Below are 17881 nucleotides of genomic sequence, written 5' to 3' on the forward strand. Positions count from 1 at the left end.
TTTATTAACGTTTTTTTTTTTTGTTTAGAATTTAATGCCGACATTTGCCCCTGTCAAATCCATGTATCACTTAGGTGATCCGGTGAGCCTCCGGTTATTGGCTCGAATAAACAACGGGCTTTTTTTATGCCCGACAAATGCTTGTTTAATACAAGGCGGTTGCCTTTCCCTATTACATTTAACCCGGCTTTTCGGACGGTAAGTGATATGTGGTTTTGACGAACATGGGAAATGGTGACCGCCTTTCTCATTTTTTATAGTCAAAACCGCATATCTGTTATGAAAAAAGAATTTCAATCCGGCACAAGCTACGTGCCTTCGTTCCGTACTGGTAGCACGGACGTAAACACGATCCAACATCGTTATTTTCAGGAATTGGAAAAAGATTGTTCCGTAAACTCGGCTTCCGATGCTTATTATTTATCTGCTATTGCCTGGTTCTGTCTAACCTTTATCTTTCCGCCGGCTGTTATCGGTGCAGTTGTTTGTGTGTACCGGGCAAAGAAGGTACAGAAAGGAGGCCGAAAATGACATCCTATTTTATAGAGCTTAACGAGTATAAGCCACAGAATCGAAAATGTGCTGAAATGGCAGAGTTTGCAAACCAGTTTGGTAATACGCTTTGCCCTGACGAAATTTCCTTCGATGCTTTTAAAACTGAACTGGAAGCAAAGGTAAAGGAGCTGAACGAGAAATACCCTAAAACAATGCCGTTGAAAATATCTTCCGGCATCGGATTTATTCACATAGATCAGGACACTAAAACACATAATAACGGCTGTGACAAGCCTGTAGCCTATTTTTTTATTTACCGGGTTAAAAGAATATATAGGTTTTCAGAGCGTCCCCAGATAGAAAAGAAAGGAGGTGCCGAATGATATATACTGAATATCAGCAAGTGTTACTTACCCAATTACAAAACAATGATAAAAGAATTGAGGAAATAAAGAAGGAACAGGAAGAAATACAGGAAATGTTTCTACAAGAAAGTAAATTTAAACCGGGTGATCTGATACAGATTGATTATAAAATAAGCAATGCTACTTTTAAAGTTCGCGGCTGGATTTTCCGGATTACATTCTGGAGGAACCGCCCGTATTATCACCTGAATTTACCCAAGAAAGACGGTTCCCGCGGATTAAGAGTTAAAAGTATATGCGACGGGGTACTGAAAAGTATAACAAGTATTTCACATATCAAATCAGAAGACTTAAAAGGAGGTGCCAGATGAATACAAATAATCCTGATATCCTATTTTTCGTTAGACGTGAATACGGCGCGCCTTCCATTGAATTAAGAGCATACAAAGTGGAGAAGGTAAACGATGAGTTTGCTTTCCTCGAACTTGAACGTTTACGGTTGGTTGTTTTCTCCGGTGATTTTCAGTCTGTATCACTTCATCACGAGTACGGTAAAAACAACTGTTTGTATAATAGTGCTAATAATATACCGGATTTGATGAAAGACATGAAGAGGTGGCAGTTATCGCCCATTGATAGACGTAATTACGAACGGTTTAGGAAAGTCGCCCTCGGGATATACCGGCAGGCCGGAATAATTGATTTCACTACCTTAGAGACTACACCGATTAAAAACATTTAAAGAAAGAATTATTATGAAAGATATAGAAGTAAACGGCGCACATATAACAGATGAAAGTGCCGAGATTTTGACACAGTGGCAAACTAAGACGGAACCGGTTTCCGCTTGTTACATCGAAGTTATTGAGGACCTAATCGATTTCCTAATAGAGAAAGGAGATGAAAGTACACCAACAAATGAGGTGTTAAGGAGGATTCAATTATTACGTATGATGAAAAAAGACATCGAAAAGTTGTCTAATCCTTAATATTAACAATTTAGCATACCGGCTGAAAAGGCAGCCGTTGGGTTTAAGTCCCAGGTTAGGGTTTGTTTGTGCCGGGGTGGTTCCCGGCACTCTTTTTTATGTCCTTTTCGTCGGTTTCCGTTCTTCCCACCTTTGCAGTATAACCAATGATTCAAATTATGAAAATAGGAACTGACAAATGGAAGCATTTCGGAATTAATTACGCTATATGTGCCCTGTTGGGTAATTATGGTGTTCCCTTCGCCCTGGGTGCTTCATTGGGTAAGGAATACGGGGATAAAATGTCACCCGGTAATAAATGGGACTGGAAGGATATTCTGGCGGACCTGGCCGGGATTGTGGCGGGTTATTTGACGCATGTATGTATCGTCCGGACCATAATGTAGAATTTTCAACTCTATCAATATGACGGAAACGATAATTACAGCGATTATTACGGCTCTTTGCACGGGTGGCCTGACCTGGTTATTCACTCTCCGATATACCCGTAAACAAGCGGAAGCTGATGCCATGAAGTCAGTACAAGAGGTTTACCAGGAACTAATAGAAGATATGAAGAATGACCGTAAGGAGCTAAAGAACGCATACCAGGAACAGAAAAAACGGTTTGACGAAGTGGATAACAAGTACAAGGAAGTCCTGCAGAAATGTAACGAAATGGAAAAGGCTATCAAGCAGAACGCCCGTGTAATGGACACTATGAAGCCGTTTCTTTGCGGCGTGAAGAATTGCCCGAACCGTAAATCTATCACTTTTGATACTAATAATAATTAACGACTTAATAAACATGAGACATGGAATCGTACACCTACTTATTTTTATTTGTTTTGCAGCTTGTTTTTACGGTTGTCGTTCTCCTCGCTCTGTTACACGAAAAACGGTTACAGAAGCAACTGGAGAAGAAAAACAAACAACTACTGACGGAGTTATTGAACTTGCGCGGAGAGATTCGAGCCATGAGGAGCACGTACTTGACGTTTACCGGGAAGATAGTACGCATATCCGTATCAACTACGACAGCCTCGGAAGAATTAAAGAAATTGATTTCAGCAACCGAAAAACTGAAAAAAGAACTGGAAAGAATCAAAGCAGTTCCTTCCAGGATCATAAGGAAACTACCAGTCAAGCGGAAACAGTCGTTACCCGTAAATCCGACGTTAAGCAACAAAGCCAGGAAAAAGAAAAGGTTACAAACGGGTGTAGCTTATGGACGTTCCTAAAATTCATGTTTTTCTTTCTATCCTTTTGCCTGGTCCATGATAACTGGGGCAGGATTAAAAGTTTTATCCGCCGACTATGGAAAAAATAAACCTTTATGTAGCGGTAGAACAGATGAAGCGGATTACCATTTCCGGGGGAACCTTTTCTATCAAGTTCCGGAAATGGAACCGGCAGACACGGGACGGCGGCGACATGGTGATACTCACGGCTGCCCGTTTGAGGAAAAAGGCGACGGATGAAAGCATCGAAAATTCAAGCTATAAACTATTCCTGACGGACACCACAACAGGCCGGCCGCTGAATTGCTGGGAATGTCTGGTAATGGAGTTCAACGGGAAAAGAATAACGATTTAAGATTATGGAAATAAGACGAAGTGGCAACTTTGGAATTATAGATACCGGCACCGACAAGGGTTTGATCTCCTTTTCTATCGGTGGCCGCGGTAAAGGTTGGGAACCTTCCAGCATCCAGTTAAACCGGCGGGGGGCTTTCTTTTCGCGGAAGATCAGCGTAAACGGTACCTTTATCGTTCCCATGGGTGACAATAACGACATGCCGGGCGAGGTCATGCGTTTACTGGATAAATTCTACGCCGGTGAAGGCATTATGGGTAAAATAGCCGGTTTGCAGTGGGGAGAAGGCCCGCGGCTGTATGAGGATGCAATCGACGAAGACAATAACCGTTTTTACCGGCGTTGGAAACTCGATCCGGAAATAACCGCCGACCTGGAGTCGTGGGATTACACAACGGTTCTTCACCGCTCACTCGTAGACTTAACACACATGCAGGGCTTTTTTATAAAGTTTGTCCGGAACCGTGCGCCGCGTGTGGGCAATCCCGGGCGTTTGGTACGGCTGGAACATATTCCCTATCAGAAGGCCCGCCTGGTATATCCTCCCGACGGCGAGGATGAACCGCAGGAAGTACTTGTGGGCGACTTTCCTTATCCTGATCCGGCTTATACTTACCGTTACCCGGTCTTTGATCCGGCCCACCCGTTCAAATATCCGGTTTCCGTGAAATACTATAATATCTATTCCTTTTGCAAGGACTTCATGAGTACGCCGCGTTTTCTGGGTGCGCTTGACTGGCTGGAGCTTGCCGGCGGTCTGGCCGCTATCCTGATCGCCTATAATGAAAACGCTTCGGCCATTTCCCTGCATATCGAATCGCCGCAGTCTTACTGGGACCGCGCGGAAGCACGTATAAAACAGGTTTGCGAGCGTACGGGCGAGAAATACACGGCCCAGATGCTGGAAGATTTCAAGGACGAAGCTATGGAGAAATTCGCCTCCAATATTACCGGAAGGCAGAACGCCGGGAAATACATGCACACGACCAAATTCTGGAATCCGGAAGCGAATAACTTTGAGGGCTGGACGGTGGAACCGCTGGATAAGAAGATAAAGGATTATGTGGACGCCCAGATTAAGATATCCAATAAGGCGGACGCTGCCGCCACTTCCGGCTTCGGTCTTGATCCGGTACTTTCAAACCTGATTATAGAAAACAAGCTTTCTTCCGGATCGGAAAAATTATACAGCCTGAAAGTGTATAACGCTTCCGAAACGGCTATTCCGGACATGATCCTTTGTAAACCGTTACAGCAGTATATTAATGCCAACTTTCCGGGTACCGCAACGAAAGTAGGGCTTTATCGTACCATAGTGGAAGCGGAACAGAACGTTTCACCCTCTAACCGTATGAAAGAAAATGCGTAGTCTGTTTTTCACACCGAAACCGGAAGATGTGCCGGAAGAACCGGTAAGCGACCGGCAACCGGAAGAGAACCGGGCCAATGATAGCCCGGACAAGCATATAAAGGCACGCCGGACGAAAAACGTCCATTTTGACCGGCGAGTAAAATCGGAGCTGCACCTGGAAGAGTGTTTGCCCTGGCATTTTGAGAAAGGGGCGTCTTATCACTGTATCAGTCATGGGGACGTTGACAGCCTTACTTATCTTCGTGTGATCGTGAAGCAACAACCGTTGGAATATGTTCTGATTTCTACCTGGTGCATGGCAATTACCGATGTCAAGGAGGTGGAGAAATGGCTGGAGAGAAAAGACATAGGGCGCGCGGATTTTTATGTAGGTGAAATCTTTCAAGGTTCCTACGCGGATGTTTATTTATACCTAAAGAAGGTGGCGGAACGTTTCGGATCACGTGTCTGTATTTTCCGTAACCATGCTAAAGTAATGGCCGGTTTTGGTAACGCTTTTGATTTTGTAATAGAAAGCTCGGCCAATATAAACACCAATCCGCGCACGGAGCAGACCTGTATAACGATAGATACCGGGCTGGCCCGCTTTTATAAGGAGTTCTACGATGAAATAAACAATTTCACAAAGGATTTTGATAATTGGAAACCATATACATTAAAAAGAGACCGAGCAAATGACGAAGTTATTTAATAAAGGCGGTGACGGGGCCGGTGAAATAGTCCGTGTCCTGGGATTGATCGATAATGATCTTGATTTTACCAAGTGGGAACCTATCTTACCGCTGGGTATTCGGGATTTACAGGCTATCATCGGAACGGAACCCATAGACGCGGTAGATAAGTATTATCGTGAAGATCATGCGGACGTTACGGAACCGGACGGCATGGCGGAAACTTTGCGGCTGATGCAGCAGGCGGTAGCGATGTTTACCTGGTTAAAGGTCATTCCCACTTTGGACGCACAACACGGAACGGCCGGACGTGGTAAACATTTGGGAGAGAATGAAACGGGCATGACCGCCTTACAGGAGTTCAAGGATGAAGAGAATATCCGGAACCTGGCTTATGAAGCCGTAGACGCGTTGGTGGAGCTAATGGACCGCGAAAAGTTTGATTTCTGGATGAACGGCATTAAGAAAAAGGCTATAAACCGGCTTCTTATTCAGAATAAGGAAACGTTCGATGAATATTACAATATCGGAAGTCACCGGCTTTTCCTGGTGCTTATTCCTATGATCCGGGAAGTTCAGGACGGGCAGATAATACCTGTTATCACCCGGAACCGTTATAATAAACTGATTGAAGGCGATACCGTTTTAACGGAGAAATTGCTGGAATATGTACGCCGCCCGCTTGCACTTCTTACCATAAAAAAGGCCGTTGAACGTTTACCGGTGGAAGTTCTGCCCAGTGGAATCGTACAGGTGCAGCAGAGCACAACCGTACGAGATAAACTGCGGGCGGAAAAAGAGGCCCGGCAGTCGGTTGCTAACAGCCTGGAGCAGGACGCGGCGGCTTACCTGGATGTATTGCAGGATATCATCCGTGAGCTGGACGCACAGTCGGAAACGGTGGATTACTATATACCGGGTGTTACCGTACAATCCAAAGGAATAACCTTTTAATGTCCGGACATGGAGAAGTTTACATATAATAATAAGACGGTGGAGGTCCCTTCCTGCCTGGATGAAGTCAGTAGTGAGCAGTACCGGCAGTTTCTTATATTGTCGGTACTGATGAACCGCGGTACGATCAGCCCCGGACAGTTCCGCGTAAAATGGCTTTCTTTCCTTCTGGGCATGAAAGCGGATTACACCATGTACCGGCGTGAGATCATCCGAGAGCTGGACGGTCAACTGGAAAAGCTGGACGGCTTTTTCTCTTATACAACCGGTAAGGAGGGCGAGCGGATCGTTACGCCTATTCTGAAAACCGGTCGTAACCTAATGCAGGATTTCGGGGGCTGGCATGGTGTCGGTGACATGCTGAACGGTCTTACTTTCGGTAACTTTTGTGATTGCCTGGATTTGTTACAGCAAAGCAAACAGGCGGCAGCAGAAAAAGACGATCCGGCTATAAATGAAATCTTCCAGGATATCACGTTAAAGCTTTACCGGTACAAGGACCCGGAGAAGACGCCGGCCGTTCCTTCCTTGCTTGCCATTCATGCGGTAAACTTCTTTTCCGCCGTTTGGGAAATGGTTCTTTCCGGACCGGTTTATATCGGTGGTGAAGCTATCGACTTTCGGATATTGTTCCAGAAGCTGGCATCCGAGGACCGGAAGGCGGACGATAAAACCGGCTGGACCGGGATAGTCTTTGAGGTGGCGGCTTCCGGCGTGTTCGGAAATAAGAAGGAGGTGGACGATACACCCTTTTGGGATGTATTGCTTTATCTGTATAAATGTAAGTTTGAGTATTTACACCAAAAACGTAACAAGAAATGAGAACGACAACAGGAACAAAAAACAAGATCAAGAAATTCGAGGGGTTACGCCTGAAAGCGTATGTATGTGCCGCGGGAGTATGTACGATCGGTTACGGTCACACGATCGGCGTAAAACCGGGTGATGTTATCACCGAGGCCCAGGCCGATGCTTTCTTTGAATCGGATATCAGGGCGGTAGAAAACCAGGTAAACGCGCTTCCCCTTCATTTGGGACAGTACCAGTTTGACGCGGTAGTAAGCTTTTGCTTTAATGTAGGTATCGGAAAATTCAAGAAATCAACGCTTTATAAGAAGATCAGAGCGGATGCGTATGATTCATCCATACCGGCAGAGTTTAAAAAGTGGATATACGGGGGCGGTAAGATTCTTCCGGGGCTTGTTACCCGCCGTGAATGGGAGGCGAAACGTTATCAGGGATTGACGATATGATAGATATAAAGGTTTACCGTGAATACTGGGAAGGCGTGCAAAAACGTATTCCTGAAATAAAGAAGGTGCTACCCGTTACCATTGACGAGGAAATGAGTAAGACGATACAGGGGCTATCAAAAGAAGAATGTCCGGTGCTCTTTATTCTGATCCCGTCGGGAACGGGCGCCAGCCTTTCGGCTGATAATGTGAGGGAAAATAATTTATGCGTTATTTTCCTTATGAGCAAGTACGATCCCCAACGGAAAGGGGCTTATGAGACTATCGAAGAGGTGCAGCCGGTTATGGAGCGTATCAAACAAATGCTGATAGAAGATTCTGCCACCGGTTGCCCTGTCACTAAGGAACTGGATTTAACCAGCCTTTCCACTCTTCCGGAATCCGGCTTTTACCGGACGTTTGCGGGGTGGAGCCTGGCTTTCTCATTTAAAACAAGATTCTAATGGATGCTTTTGCGTGGTTCTGGTTAACTGTCATAGTAGGTATTATTACAATAGGTGTAAATGATGCGTTGTGTACCTATTGGAAATATAAATATGCCTCAAACAAGAAAAATGAAACTGTTAAAGACGAATCCGGGAAAAGGCACATTATTTCCGGATTTTCAAAAAATGAATAACTGAATGGCCGAGAATTTTAAAACGGATTTCTTTACCGACCGGATCGGGCGTGGAATACAGGACATATTTCAAGCCCAACTGGATATCGCTACCAAACGGATTTACCAGAAAGGCCGTGAACGTAAGAAAGTACAGGGAACCGGGGAGATCATACAAGGGCGGTCCGGTGCATTAATGGCCGCACTACAGAACCCGAATTATTCGGTCGTTCCGGACGGCGAAGGAGTAATCGCACGTTCTAACCTTCCATTATATACCCGCTTCCTGGATATGAAGAAACACGGTAATTACCAGATTTATAACCGGCAGATATACGGGATTCTGTATCATGACACACTCGGGAAGATTAAATATGAATATCAGGATTATGTAAGGGAAAGGGTAAAGGAAATGTTTGTCGGTTCGCTAAAGTAAGTGTGTTGTTATCTTCCAAAGTTCATTCTTTATATTACGATGTTAAAATATAGCAAATTCGCAATAAATGTATTTGTATTATTTGCATGGTTATTGCAAATTTGCTATATTTGCACTGTATTTAAAAGTTCTTTTATTTTATGAAGTACAATCAACTTTACGCCGAATTAAAGGCGGCAGGTTGTTACGTTGTGAGACATGGCGGAGAACACGATGTTTGGTTCAGTCCCAAGACTGGCAAAAAGTTTTCGATACCCCGTCACGGGTCTAAAGAGGTTTCTCTTCACATAGAACGTAACGCAAGAAAAGTGCTGGGGATTTAATCCCCGCACTTCTTTACTTCATAATTTAAGACTTTTAGGTGCGATAGTGGCAGGTAATATTGCCTGCCACATTTAAAAATAAATAGTATGAAAGTGAATGTTTTGTTTGAACGTGCGAAAGACGGTTATTATTCCTGTTTTATGGAAGAAGAGTTACCGGATTTTGGATTGGCCGGCTACGGAGATACAGCGGAAGCGGCTAAGGCTGATTTTCTGAAATCATACGAGGAAATAAAAGAGATGTTAGCGGAAGAAGGCAAGGAGGTTCCAGTATTGGAATTTTCTTATAAATATGATCTACAATCATTCTTTAATTATTTTTCATTTCTCAATATTTCAAAGATAGCAGAGGTTGCTGGTATAAATCCGTCTCTTATGCGTCAGTATGCGTCCGGAGTGGCGAATGTCGGTGAAAAACAGTATGATAAAATAAGGATAGCAATAAAGAAAATAGGAAATGAATTAGTTTCCGCTCAATTTTGATAATACAACCTGTTATAAGGTTTCTATTATACTTCATAAAAAAGAACTTAATACACCCGATGTATTATTTCGTGAGAAATGATATATCAATTAAGCCCGGCCCAATTCGGGCGGGCTTATTTCCAATTATTTATTACTTGTATCTTATAGTAATTATATGACATATGAAGATATTTTATTTCTGATCGGCTTTTTCCTGGTAATAGCTTTTTTCGTAGGATGTAAGCATAAACCGGCTACTTTATCCGGGTGGCTTGCTTTTGCCTTTCTTTCCTTTATCGTGACGCCTCTTATATCAGTACCTTTAACTTGGTACGTTTGCCGGATGTTTGATCGGGCAACAATTAAGGATAAAGGATATTTTGATCCTTCGGATTTTACATTTAAGAGATAAAATACTTTCTTCTTAGTATAATAAGCCTGTAGAATGGTTCTACGGGCTTTTTTTATGTCCTTTTCCGCCACTTTACACCAGGATAATTTTGCCTTATAAAATTTACTCTTATGGCAAAATTAAAACCTGACTATATCGAATGGGTGTTAACCCTGAACGCCTCCGATGCGCAGAAGGAAATACATAATCTTTCGGAGAAGAACAAAGAACTTCGGGACAGCAATAAGGACCTTAAAAAGAAAATGACCGAACTTATTGCTACCGGTAAGGCTGGCGGTAAACAGTGGAAGAATCTTACGGATAGATTAAATGCCAATAATAAGGCTATATCCGAGAATAACAAGAAGATTGCCGAATGTGAGAAACGGCTGGATAAAACCACCATGAGTGCCAACCAGCTGGCAAGGAAGGCAAACGCCTTGCGGAAAGAACTTCGCGATACGGTGAAGTCTTTGCAGCCGGAAAAATATGCCGCCCTGGAGAAGGAACTGAAAGAAGTTGAGAAAGCATACGGGCAGGCCACGAAAAAGGCGGAAGGTTTCGGCGGTTCCCTTCTTTCCTTGAACAAGATAAAAACGGTTCTGGCCGGTGTGTTTGTCACTATCGGCGCAATGATAACCGGGCAGATTGTCGGCGGGCTAAGGGATGCGATCAGTACTATTATAGAGTTCGAGAAGAAAAACAGTACGTTGGCCGCTATCCTGGGAACTACGAAAAAAAGTATCAAGGATTTAACGGATGAAGCGCGCCGGCTGGGTGCTACTACTTCTTATACGGCCGCACAGGTAACGGCACTTCAGATAGAGCTTGCCAAGCTGGGATTTTTCAAAGAGGATATTAAAGCGATGACGCCTTCCGTGTTGAAATTCGCTAAGGCGGTGGACACGGATCTTGCCTCGGCTGCTACGCTTGCCGGTGCAACATTGCGTATTTTCAATCTTGATGCAGAAGATACGGAACGGGCTGTTTCTACTATGACTATGGGATGTAACGCATCCGCTTTAAGTTTCGAGTACTTAAATACGGCAATGTCTATTGTTGGGCCGGTTGCAAATTCTTTCGGGTTCACGATTGAAGAAACTACCGCCCTTTTGGGTGCTTTGGCAAACAGCGGTTTTGACGCTTCATCGGCAGCGACGGCAACACGTAATATTTTGCTTAACCTGGCTGACAGTAGCGGCAAACTCGCACTTGCTCTCGGTGGTCCGGTGGATAATCTGGAAGACCTGGTAAAAGGACTTAAAAAATTAAACAGTGAAGGAATAGACCTTAATAAGGCACTGGATTTAACGGATAAACGTTCGGTTGCCGCATTTAATACCTTTTTAAATGGTACTGATACCGTTTTAAATCTCCGTGATGCAGTAACCGGAGCCGAAGAGGGATTTAACGCCATGTCCGAAGAAATGGGTGATAACGTTCAAGGTGCATTAAACCGGCTAAGTTCAACTATCGAAGGGGTAGTTTTACGTTTCTATGAATCAAAGGGTATTCTCCGGGATTTAATAGACCTTGTTACGCTTATGGTGGAAGGTGTAGGGGGTATGATTGACATGTTTAATAAATGGGGTGTTGTCACTTATACCGTTACCGCTTATCTGGTTTCTTACTATGGAGGACTGAAAATCACTACCATGTGGCACGCCCGTTTTAAAACGGCGACCCTTGCTTCGGTCGTTGCAGAGAAAGCGCACGCCGTACAGCTTTATATCAGCCGGGCGGCTACTCTGACTTATGCGGCAGCCCAGGCACTATTACACAAGAATACTACCAGATGTACCGCTGCACTCCGGTTAATGAGGATCGAACTTTTGAAGAATCCATATACGGCCCTGCTCGCGTTACTCGTGGCAGCCGGTGTTGCTATCTACCAGCTTGCAAAGAAGACGGAACAGGCTTCGGCGGCGATGAAGGCCCACCAGGAAGTCGTAAAGAAAGTGAATGAAGAATATTCCAGCCAGGAAGCAAAAATAAAAACTCTTGTAGCTGCTATCAATGATGAGAACCTTTCCAACTACACCCGTAAACAAAGGCTTGCGGAATTAAAAGAACTGATACCGGATTATAATGCGGAATTGAATGAAGAAGGCAGGCTCATAAACAACAACAAGGAGGCCATAGATCAATATTTAGTTTCCTTGGAAAAACAAATCAAGTTGAAAGCTTACCAGGAGGAACTGGAAGAATTGTACAAGAAAAAAAGGAATCTTGAAAGCCAGGAATCAGAGCAAAGCGACGCTTATTGGGACACCCGCCAGCAAAATACATTGTCAGGATATAACCGGAACAGTCTTACCGCTAAAATAAGCCGTTTATTTGGTACAGAAAAAGAGGCTAACCAGTTGAAAGCTCTACAAACAACACAGAAGGATTTGGCCGGTATAGAATCAGCAATCGCCCAGATCAATAATGATATCTTAAAAACAGAGGCGACGGCCACTTCATTAACCGGAACCAATAAAGAAAATATAAATACTGAAACATCCCTTATAAAGAAACTGGAGGCCGAAAAGAAAAAGGTTCAGGAACAGTGGGCGGAAGACAGCGAAGCGAATATCGCCAAGAAAAACAAGGAAATAGAACGTATCGACACCGAAATAAAACGTTTAAACGAACTGGGGAAGGTCAAAAAGAAAGCGGAAGCCGGGGAGTATAAAAATACAGAAACGGACGCTACATTAAAACCTCTGGAGATCGAGCACGAAAAACGTATGCTTCTAATCAAAAAGAACCGGGAAAAGGAAAATAAGACGGAAGCCCAATATATTCTCGAAGGAACAGCGGAAAACCTTCGCTATTACCGGGAACGTATCGACGCACTCCAGAAGCTGGAAGCAAAAACGCCGGCCCAGAAGAAGAAGTTACTCGATGAAATCCACAAGCTCGAAACAGAAGCACAGACGGCCATTTTTACGGAAACCGGCAAGCAGGAGGACGCCCGTATAAAACTGGTACAGGAGAAACGGGACGAACGGTTAAAGATTGAAACCGCCTATTACAACGTCCAGAAGGACACCATGGAAAAAGCGGTATTAAACCAAAGTATCACGCAGGAAGCCGCCGACGCCTATATGCTGGAAGTTGAAGCGGAGCACGCCGCAGAACTTCTGGAGATAAACCGTACTTACCAGAATGATATTGCCGCTTTGGAAATTACCGGTAAACAGAAACGTATAGAAACAGCGACGGAAGCAGCGGATGCCGTTCGTGAGTCTGAAATGAAGTTATTGCGTGACCGGGCGGCCATTGCTGAAATGGTCAATAAACTGACCTCCAATAAATCAGGAACCGAGGGAATGAAAGAAAATTATAATAAGGAGATAAAGGAGACTATGTCCATGTATGATGCAATTATAAATATTGCTAAACGTGCCGGTCTTTCTACTATTGAACTGGAAAAGCAGAAAAAACAGGCCCTTAGTCATTTAGATTATCAGTACCAGAATGATTTATATCAGATTCAGGCGCAAATTGGTGTATCATGGGGGCAGGAATACCAAAATGAATTGGCTATGTTGAAAGACATGCACGAACAGGGATTAATAGATGAAAAGACATACCAGAAGAAAAGAGGAGAGATACAACTGGGCAATGCAAAAAAATATTTTGATAAGATTTCCGGTCTTACTTCTTCTTTAGTTGAAACAATGCAGCAGGCCGAACTCGCCCAGGTAGACGCTAAATATGACGCCCTTATACAAATGGCCGAAAATAACGGAGAAGATACCGCCGCCTTGGAAGAAGAAAAAGAAAACAAGAAACTGGAGATTCAAAAAAAGTATGCAGATGTAAATTTTGCTATCAAATGTTCCCAAATTATTGCCGATACAGCGGTCGCCATAATGAAATCGAATGCAGAACTTGGTCCCATTGCCGGTCCTATTGCAGCTGCTTTAATGGCCGCCACCGGTGTAGCCCAACTTGCAGCGGCTAAAGCAGAACGGGACAAGATTAAAAACATGTCCTTGAAAAACACCACCGGCAGCAAGACCGCCACGGCTGAACGTGTTGTTTCCGGTTCTTCCGGAAGCGGGTATTATGAAGGCGGTTACACCGGTCCCGGTGGCCGTTATGAAGTGGCCGGCGTAGTTCATAAGGGGGAATATGTGGTACCACAACCGGAAATGAATAATCCTAAAGTGATCGACGCCGTTAGTACTATCGAAGCGATCAGGCGGCAGCGTACCAATGCCAACCCGTTACCACAGAATCCGGGTGAATATTATGAAGGCGGTTACGTCACTTCCCCTGCAGGTGATTCTTCCTACCGGGAGTTCCTGGAAGCAGCAAAGGAGCTTCGCGCCTCCTGTGAGGCTATCAAATTGATAAAGGCCTATATCGTTTACCAGGATTTGGAGAAGGCCAAAGAAACCATAGATAACGCCCGCGACACCTTTACACGCGGAAAATAAGTAATCATTATGCTAAAGATTAAGACGAACAAAGGTTATCTGGATTTAGGGGGTGACTTTACCGTACAGATCGACGAGAAATCCCCCGTCATGAACGACCGGGGATCGCAGACCGTACCGGTCACGGTTCCATGTACCGGTAACAATGCTAAAATAACCGGTTTTGCCCACCGTCTCGACATGGGCGTAAAGCCGATGAATGAAGATCAGGCATGTACGGTACTGGACGGAGTATATAAACGTACCGGAAAGATAAATATCGTTTCCGCCGGTAAAAAAGAAGGTATTACCCTTAACATCGGCTTTGACAATTCGGAGGCCTACAGCGCCTGGAAAGCAAAGAAATTAAATGCCATTACATTACCGGTGAAGGAATATAGCAGCGTAAATTCCCTTTGTGCGCATTTGCAACAAGTATTAAGAGGTTATCAGACTGATTATGCCGTCTTCCAGATTATGACCGGTAACGATTCAAAAGATAACCAGTCTTACCCCAAATACCTGAATTATATCACGCCTGTATCAGAGGGAAGTAAAGTCTATAAGTTGCGTTATCAGGCAAGAACGGAAACTTTCTTAGTAAATGGAACTCCGACTGCAGTAACACTTCCGGAAGGCTACGGCGTAACGGCCTTTTTATATGTATGGCGTGTACTGGAACTTGTTTTTTCGGAATTTGGATATACCATAACCGAAAATCCTTTTAAGACGGATAAACAACTTTATAACCTGGTAATCCTGAATAATGCGGCCGACTGTTGTGTTAAAGGAAAGCTTTCTTACGCCGATTTAATGCCGGATTGTACGGTAGAGGACTTTTTAAACGCCCTTTATGTGCGTTTCGGACTGGTTTATAATGTTTCTTCCGATACGAAAACGGCCACTTTAAGACTGATCCGTGATATTGTGGATGATGTTCCGGACATTGATTTATCCCGCAGCCTGACAGACGAACCTTTAATAACTTATGAAACGGCCCGGCAAATGAAGTTGTCGGCCAAAACTTCCTTTACCGGTGCGGCCCCCTCTGTTGAACGGTTTGAAGACTACTTAAAGGATCAGGAAGTGGCCCGCCTGGCGAGAGTTGACGTTTCCCAAAGGGTGATACACCTTAATTATGAGGAAACGACGGGACGCTGGTTCAAATGGGATGAAGACAACAAGCGTCTTACTTATTCTTCATCGAGTTTCTTTTCCTGGGACCGGAAAAGCGACAGTATTGAAGATAACGAATTAACCAGCGATGATGAATGCGTTCCAATGGATTTTGCCCCGAATGATATTCTTTCCCCTCAATATCTGGCCGATTACGTACACCGTTACACATATCTTAAAACATCCTCCAATAATGATGATGAAGATTCGGAGAAAGTGGAAACACCGTTATCTTTCGTGTTTGCGTTTACATCCTCACAGAATAGTAAATATCCTTTCGGTTCTGTGTTGCCTTATACTTCCGAGGGTGAGGAGGTCATCCTCAAAGACGGAAGTAAACATACGATATCGCTTTTATTTCAATATAAGAACGGCCTGTTTATAAACTTCTGGAAAAAATACGATGCCATAATAAGACACTCTTTCAACCAGGTAGAAGCAAATACCCTGTTACCGGTCCACCAGCTTATGAGCATGGATATATTGACACCTGTAGCCCTGCGGGGACAGTATCTGCTTTTTGACGGACTTTCTTATTCGCTTCCGGCAAATAAGATTGTACCTGTCGATCTGACATTAAGAACACTCCGGTTAATAGCTCCCTATAATCTTGACGAGGAACATTTTATTAAAGATTTCGGTAGTACTTTATATGTCTGGAAACTGGTTCGTAATACTCAGGCGGAAGTGCAGGAAAATAAAAAGCAGGAGGTATTGAACTACTTGAAAGGTTTAGGCTTTACTATTGAGAATGAACGCTATTGGACCATAACGGACGGTTTTATAAATCCCGGTACGGATGATTATATAATAGAAAATCCGCCCACCTCTGAAAATGATACGCTGACGCGGGATTACCAGTTCCAGTTAAGAGTGAATATAAATTATATACAGAATGATCCGGAAGCAACTACCGGAACTTATAATGAAACATTTACCCTTTCGTATATAGGGGAGTTCATCTCCGTTGTATATTCCGGTTAATCCCGTCCTTTATTCTTCCTTTGATAAACCCAACTTTTGCAGCATGGAAAAGCAGAATAATATCGTACTTGCTCCGTGTACCACACAGGTAGCAGAGCTTTACAAGCTTTGGAGGGAAAATCATTCGGGGAAGCTCTCGGACTTTTACAAGTTCCTGACGTCTCCCACGGATCAGCGTGACCATTTCCTTTCCGGGCTTGAAAATAAGAGTGAGTTTAACGGAATATTCATCGTTAACACGTTTGAATTATGAGTTTGACAGCAAGCATCGATCCGACGAAAAACGCCTTTACCGGAAACCCTGTCTATCTTTCGGTAGAAACTACTTCTATGGCGACTTACAATATAATGTATTTCGTGAACTTTGAAGCCATGCGTTCCATATTTACCGGCAACGGTAACGGAAGTTTCAAGGTAAACATTGCGGAGGTCTTGGAAACGCTTTTTGTCGATATTCCCCCGTTAACGGACAGTTCCGAGATGTTGATAAGCCTTTCCGACAAACGGTATAACAAGGCGGTCGTCACGGTCGCCATTCAAAACGAGGAGGAGGAATCGACCTATCTGGTTGTTACCGCCTGGCGCGGTGGTATATCCAAACGTTCTTTCAAGAAACTGCATGAAAAGGGAAGTAACATTTTTGATTTGAAGTTCTTGAATGAATCCTGTAATTTCTTCTTTACCACCCGGAGTGATGACTGGCGTATAACGATGCGCGAAACGGAGCTTTACCCGCTCTGTTTCATCTATCCGGAGCATGAGCTGAAAATAACGGAACTTCTTACCGGACAAAGCCTTGCAGTGCCAGGTACGGCAGGGAATTTCTACGCCTTGAACCTGGAGGCCGTAAGACTTAAATTCTTTACCGATTACGGGGTACTGGCCAACCTTTTTGACGTGTATAGCGGTGATACGTTCGCTCTGCGGATCGGGATCGAGCAAAGCCCGACGGTTCGCGAGCATTACCGGCTCCGGTTCCTGAACAGTTACGGGACTTACGAAGTGTTTTCCCTGGAAGGCGAGGCAAGCGTAACTCCCGGCATGGATGAAGACGAAGACGCTGTTTTCCGGCGTTACGATGAAATTACCGATGATTATTATTCGGATCGCATACGGACGGAGATACAGGAAGCCGTAACGATTAAGACGGGATTCAAACGCCCGCAGGAAATACGCTTTCTTCTTGATCTGCTTTCCTCTGATGATGTTTACCTGGCAGGTTACGGCCGGGAAGAGATAAAAGTAATTCCTTCGGCGGAAGAGTTTTCTTACCGTGTCCGTCCGGACGCGCCGCAGAACGTGACGTTAAAGCTCACGTTTGCCGACAAAGAGTCCAACTGGACGGGAGAAATTACGGAAAGCGGCTACCGGAAACCGCGGGTTCATTCCAAAGAGTTCAGCAAACAATTTAATTAATGTATC

Annotated in this window: 23 protein-coding genes; all 23 read left to right on the forward strand. The window is 44.2% G+C overall.

The genetic code is table 11. The features are described from left to right. Positions 1-279 precede the first annotated feature (279 nt). The 23 genes from DXA54_RS00755 (at position 280) to DXA54_RS00865 (ending at position 17875) form a co-directional block, all read left to right on the forward strand. The gene (locus DXA54_RS00755; RefSeq protein ID WP_120078820.1) at positions 280-531 is read left to right on the forward strand and encodes a hypothetical protein; all 252 of its coding nucleotides are present in this window, start codon (positions 280-282) and stop codon (positions 529-531) included. After that, positions 528-878 carry a hypothetical protein gene (locus DXA54_RS00760; protein WP_008775593.1) on the forward strand — a complete coding sequence of 117 codons (351 nt, stop codon included), beginning with the start codon at positions 528-530 and terminating at the stop codon, positions 876-878. Before DXA54_RS00755 ends, DXA54_RS00760 begins: the two co-directional genes overlap by 4 nt. Next, positions 875-1231: a hypothetical protein gene (locus tag DXA54_RS00765; protein WP_120078821.1), complete on the forward strand. Its 357-nt coding sequence runs from the start codon at positions 875-877 to the stop codon at positions 1229-1231. Before DXA54_RS00760 ends, DXA54_RS00765 begins: the two co-directional genes overlap by 4 nt. Further along, a complete protein-coding gene (locus tag DXA54_RS00770) occupies positions 1228-1602 on the forward strand; it encodes a hypothetical protein (RefSeq protein ID WP_120078822.1) in 375 nt (124 codons plus the stop codon). The genes DXA54_RS00765 and DXA54_RS00770 overlap by 4 nt, the downstream gene beginning before the upstream one ends. Positions 1603-1615: 13 nt before the next feature. Then, on the forward strand, positions 1616-1849 hold the full coding sequence (locus DXA54_RS00775; protein ID WP_004318187.1) for a hypothetical protein: 234 nt from the start codon (positions 1616-1618) through the stop codon (positions 1847-1849). A 158-nt stretch (positions 1850-2007) separates the two neighbouring features. Then, positions 2008-2235 carry a hypothetical protein gene (locus DXA54_RS00780; protein WP_022042348.1) on the forward strand — a complete coding sequence of 76 codons (228 nt, stop codon included), beginning with the start codon at positions 2008-2010 and terminating at the stop codon, positions 2233-2235. A 19-nt stretch (positions 2236-2254) separates the two neighbouring features. Beyond that, complete coding sequence (locus tag DXA54_RS00785) at positions 2255-2623, forward strand: hypothetical protein (protein WP_007478410.1); 369 nt, start codon at positions 2255-2257, stop codon at positions 2621-2623. Between the two features lie 20 nt (positions 2624-2643). Then, entirely contained in the window at positions 2644-3069 is a 426-nt protein-coding gene (locus tag DXA54_RS00790; protein ID WP_118049948.1) for a hypothetical protein, read from the forward strand. 76 nt (positions 3070-3145) lie between these two features. Then, positions 3146-3424, forward strand: a complete 279-nt coding sequence (locus tag DXA54_RS00795) for a hypothetical protein (RefSeq protein ID WP_004318191.1) — start codon at positions 3146-3148, stop codon at positions 3422-3424. Positions 3425-3428: 4 nt separating this feature from the next. Continuing rightward, entirely contained in the window at positions 3429-4793 is a 1365-nt protein-coding gene (locus DXA54_RS00800) for a hypothetical protein (RefSeq protein WP_024988705.1), read from the forward strand. Further along, the gene (locus DXA54_RS00805; RefSeq protein WP_118049945.1) at positions 4786-5487 is read left to right on the forward strand and encodes a hypothetical protein; all 702 of its coding nucleotides are present in this window, start codon (positions 4786-4788) and stop codon (positions 5485-5487) included. Before DXA54_RS00800 ends, DXA54_RS00805 begins: the two co-directional genes overlap by 8 nt. Continuing rightward, positions 5471-6421, forward strand: a complete 951-nt coding sequence (locus DXA54_RS00810; protein ID WP_118049943.1) for a DUF6712 family protein — start codon at positions 5471-5473, stop codon at positions 6419-6421. Before DXA54_RS00805 ends, DXA54_RS00810 begins: the two co-directional genes overlap by 17 nt. Before the next feature lie 9 nt (positions 6422-6430). Next, on the forward strand, positions 6431-7243 hold the full coding sequence (locus DXA54_RS00815; protein ID WP_118049940.1) for a hypothetical protein: 813 nt from the start codon (positions 6431-6433) through the stop codon (positions 7241-7243). Next, complete coding sequence (locus tag DXA54_RS00820; protein WP_004318196.1) at positions 7240-7674, forward strand: lysozyme; 435 nt, start codon at positions 7240-7242, stop codon at positions 7672-7674. Before DXA54_RS00815 ends, DXA54_RS00820 begins: the two co-directional genes overlap by 4 nt. After that, positions 7671-8117, forward strand: coding sequence for a hypothetical protein (locus DXA54_RS00825; RefSeq protein WP_004318197.1), 447 nt, complete (start codon positions 7671-7673; stop codon positions 8115-8117). The genes DXA54_RS00820 and DXA54_RS00825 overlap by 4 nt, the downstream gene beginning before the upstream one ends. Further along, positions 8117-8293 carry a hypothetical protein gene (locus tag DXA54_RS28115; RefSeq protein WP_008998354.1) on the forward strand — a complete coding sequence of 59 codons (177 nt, stop codon included), beginning with the start codon at positions 8117-8119 and terminating at the stop codon, positions 8291-8293. The genes DXA54_RS00825 and DXA54_RS28115 overlap by 1 nt, the downstream gene beginning before the upstream one ends. 4 nt (positions 8294-8297) lie before the next feature. Beyond that, positions 8298-8708 carry a hypothetical protein gene (locus tag DXA54_RS00830; RefSeq protein ID WP_117816276.1) on the forward strand — a complete coding sequence of 137 codons (411 nt, stop codon included), beginning with the start codon at positions 8298-8300 and terminating at the stop codon, positions 8706-8708. Between the two features lie 140 nt (positions 8709-8848). Further along, entirely contained in the window at positions 8849-9031 is a 183-nt protein-coding gene (locus tag DXA54_RS00835) for a type II toxin-antitoxin system HicA family toxin (RefSeq protein ID WP_007478400.1), read from the forward strand. 87 nt (positions 9032-9118) lie between these two features. Further along, the gene (locus DXA54_RS00840) at positions 9119-9514 is read left to right on the forward strand and encodes a hypothetical protein (RefSeq protein WP_007478399.1); all 396 of its coding nucleotides are present in this window, start codon (positions 9119-9121) and stop codon (positions 9512-9514) included. Positions 9515-10018: 504 nt separating this feature from the next. After that, positions 10019-14320 (forward strand): phage tail tape measure protein, encoded by a 4302-nt coding sequence (locus tag DXA54_RS00850; RefSeq protein ID WP_120078823.1) that lies wholly within the window; start codon positions 10019-10021, stop codon positions 14318-14320. Between the two features lie 9 nt (positions 14321-14329). Then, positions 14330-16459, forward strand: a complete 2130-nt coding sequence (locus DXA54_RS00855) for a hypothetical protein (RefSeq protein ID WP_117971701.1) — start codon at positions 14330-14332, stop codon at positions 16457-16459. Between the two features lie 43 nt (positions 16460-16502). Beyond that, a complete protein-coding gene (locus DXA54_RS00860; protein ID WP_117816270.1) occupies positions 16503-16712 on the forward strand; it encodes a hypothetical protein in 210 nt (69 codons plus the stop codon). Next, entirely contained in the window at positions 16709-17875 is a 1167-nt protein-coding gene (locus DXA54_RS00865) for a hypothetical protein (protein ID WP_117971704.1), read from the forward strand. The genes DXA54_RS00860 and DXA54_RS00865 overlap by 4 nt, the downstream gene beginning before the upstream one ends. The last annotated feature ends 6 nt before the right edge of the window (positions 17876-17881 follow it).

The organism is Bacteroides sp. OF03-11BH (assembly GCF_003604005.1).
Lineage (GTDB): Bacteria > Bacteroidota > Bacteroidia > Bacteroidales > Bacteroidaceae > Bacteroides > Bacteroides ovatus.

Bases quoted from the DNA above. Each gene is read 5' to 3' on its own strand.
- DXA54_RS00755 (WP_120078820.1), top strand. From the start codon at position 280: ATGAAAAAAGAATTTCAATCCGGCACAAGCTACGTGCCTTCGTTCCGT.
- DXA54_RS00760 (WP_008775593.1), top strand. From the start codon at position 528: ATGACATCCTATTTTATAGAGCTTAACGAGTATAAGCCACAGAATCGA.
- DXA54_RS00765 (WP_120078821.1), top strand. From the start codon at position 875: ATGATATATACTGAATATCAGCAAGTGTTACTTACCCAATTACAAAAC.
- DXA54_RS00770 (WP_120078822.1), top strand. From the start codon at position 1,228: ATGAATACAAATAATCCTGATATCCTATTTTTCGTTAGACGTGAATAC.
- DXA54_RS00775 (WP_004318187.1), top strand. From the start codon at position 1,616: ATGAAAGATATAGAAGTAAACGGCGCACATATAACAGATGAAAGTGCC.
- DXA54_RS00780 (WP_022042348.1), top strand. From the start codon at position 2,008: ATGAAAATAGGAACTGACAAATGGAAGCATTTCGGAATTAATTACGCT.
- DXA54_RS00785 (WP_007478410.1), top strand. From the start codon at position 2,255: ATGACGGAAACGATAATTACAGCGATTATTACGGCTCTTTGCACGGGT.
- DXA54_RS00790 (WP_118049948.1), top strand. From the start codon at position 2,644: ATGGAATCGTACACCTACTTATTTTTATTTGTTTTGCAGCTTGTTTTT.
- DXA54_RS00795 (WP_004318191.1), top strand. From the start codon at position 3,146: ATGGAAAAAATAAACCTTTATGTAGCGGTAGAACAGATGAAGCGGATT.
- DXA54_RS00800 (WP_024988705.1), top strand. From the start codon at position 3,429: ATGGAAATAAGACGAAGTGGCAACTTTGGAATTATAGATACCGGCACC.
- DXA54_RS00805 (WP_118049945.1), top strand. From the start codon at position 4,786: ATGCGTAGTCTGTTTTTCACACCGAAACCGGAAGATGTGCCGGAAGAA.
- DXA54_RS00810 (WP_118049943.1), top strand. From the start codon at position 5,471: ATGACGAAGTTATTTAATAAAGGCGGTGACGGGGCCGGTGAAATAGTC.
- DXA54_RS00815 (WP_118049940.1), top strand. From the start codon at position 6,431: ATGGAGAAGTTTACATATAATAATAAGACGGTGGAGGTCCCTTCCTGC.
- DXA54_RS00820 (WP_004318196.1), top strand. From the start codon at position 7,240: ATGAGAACGACAACAGGAACAAAAAACAAGATCAAGAAATTCGAGGGG.
- DXA54_RS00825 (WP_004318197.1), top strand. From the start codon at position 7,671: ATGATAGATATAAAGGTTTACCGTGAATACTGGGAAGGCGTGCAAAAA.
- DXA54_RS28115 (WP_008998354.1), top strand. From the start codon at position 8,117: ATGGATGCTTTTGCGTGGTTCTGGTTAACTGTCATAGTAGGTATTATT.
- DXA54_RS00830 (WP_117816276.1), top strand. From the start codon at position 8,298: ATGGCCGAGAATTTTAAAACGGATTTCTTTACCGACCGGATCGGGCGT.
- DXA54_RS00835 (WP_007478400.1), top strand. From the start codon at position 8,849: ATGAAGTACAATCAACTTTACGCCGAATTAAAGGCGGCAGGTTGTTAC.
- DXA54_RS00840 (WP_007478399.1), top strand. From the start codon at position 9,119: ATGAAAGTGAATGTTTTGTTTGAACGTGCGAAAGACGGTTATTATTCC.
- DXA54_RS00850 (WP_120078823.1), top strand. From the start codon at position 10,019: ATGGCAAAATTAAAACCTGACTATATCGAATGGGTGTTAACCCTGAAC.
- DXA54_RS00855 (WP_117971701.1), top strand. From the start codon at position 14,330: ATGCTAAAGATTAAGACGAACAAAGGTTATCTGGATTTAGGGGGTGAC.
- DXA54_RS00860 (WP_117816270.1), top strand. From the start codon at position 16,503: ATGGAAAAGCAGAATAATATCGTACTTGCTCCGTGTACCACACAGGTA.
- DXA54_RS00865 (WP_117971704.1), top strand. From the start codon at position 16,709: ATGAGTTTGACAGCAAGCATCGATCCGACGAAAAACGCCTTTACCGGA.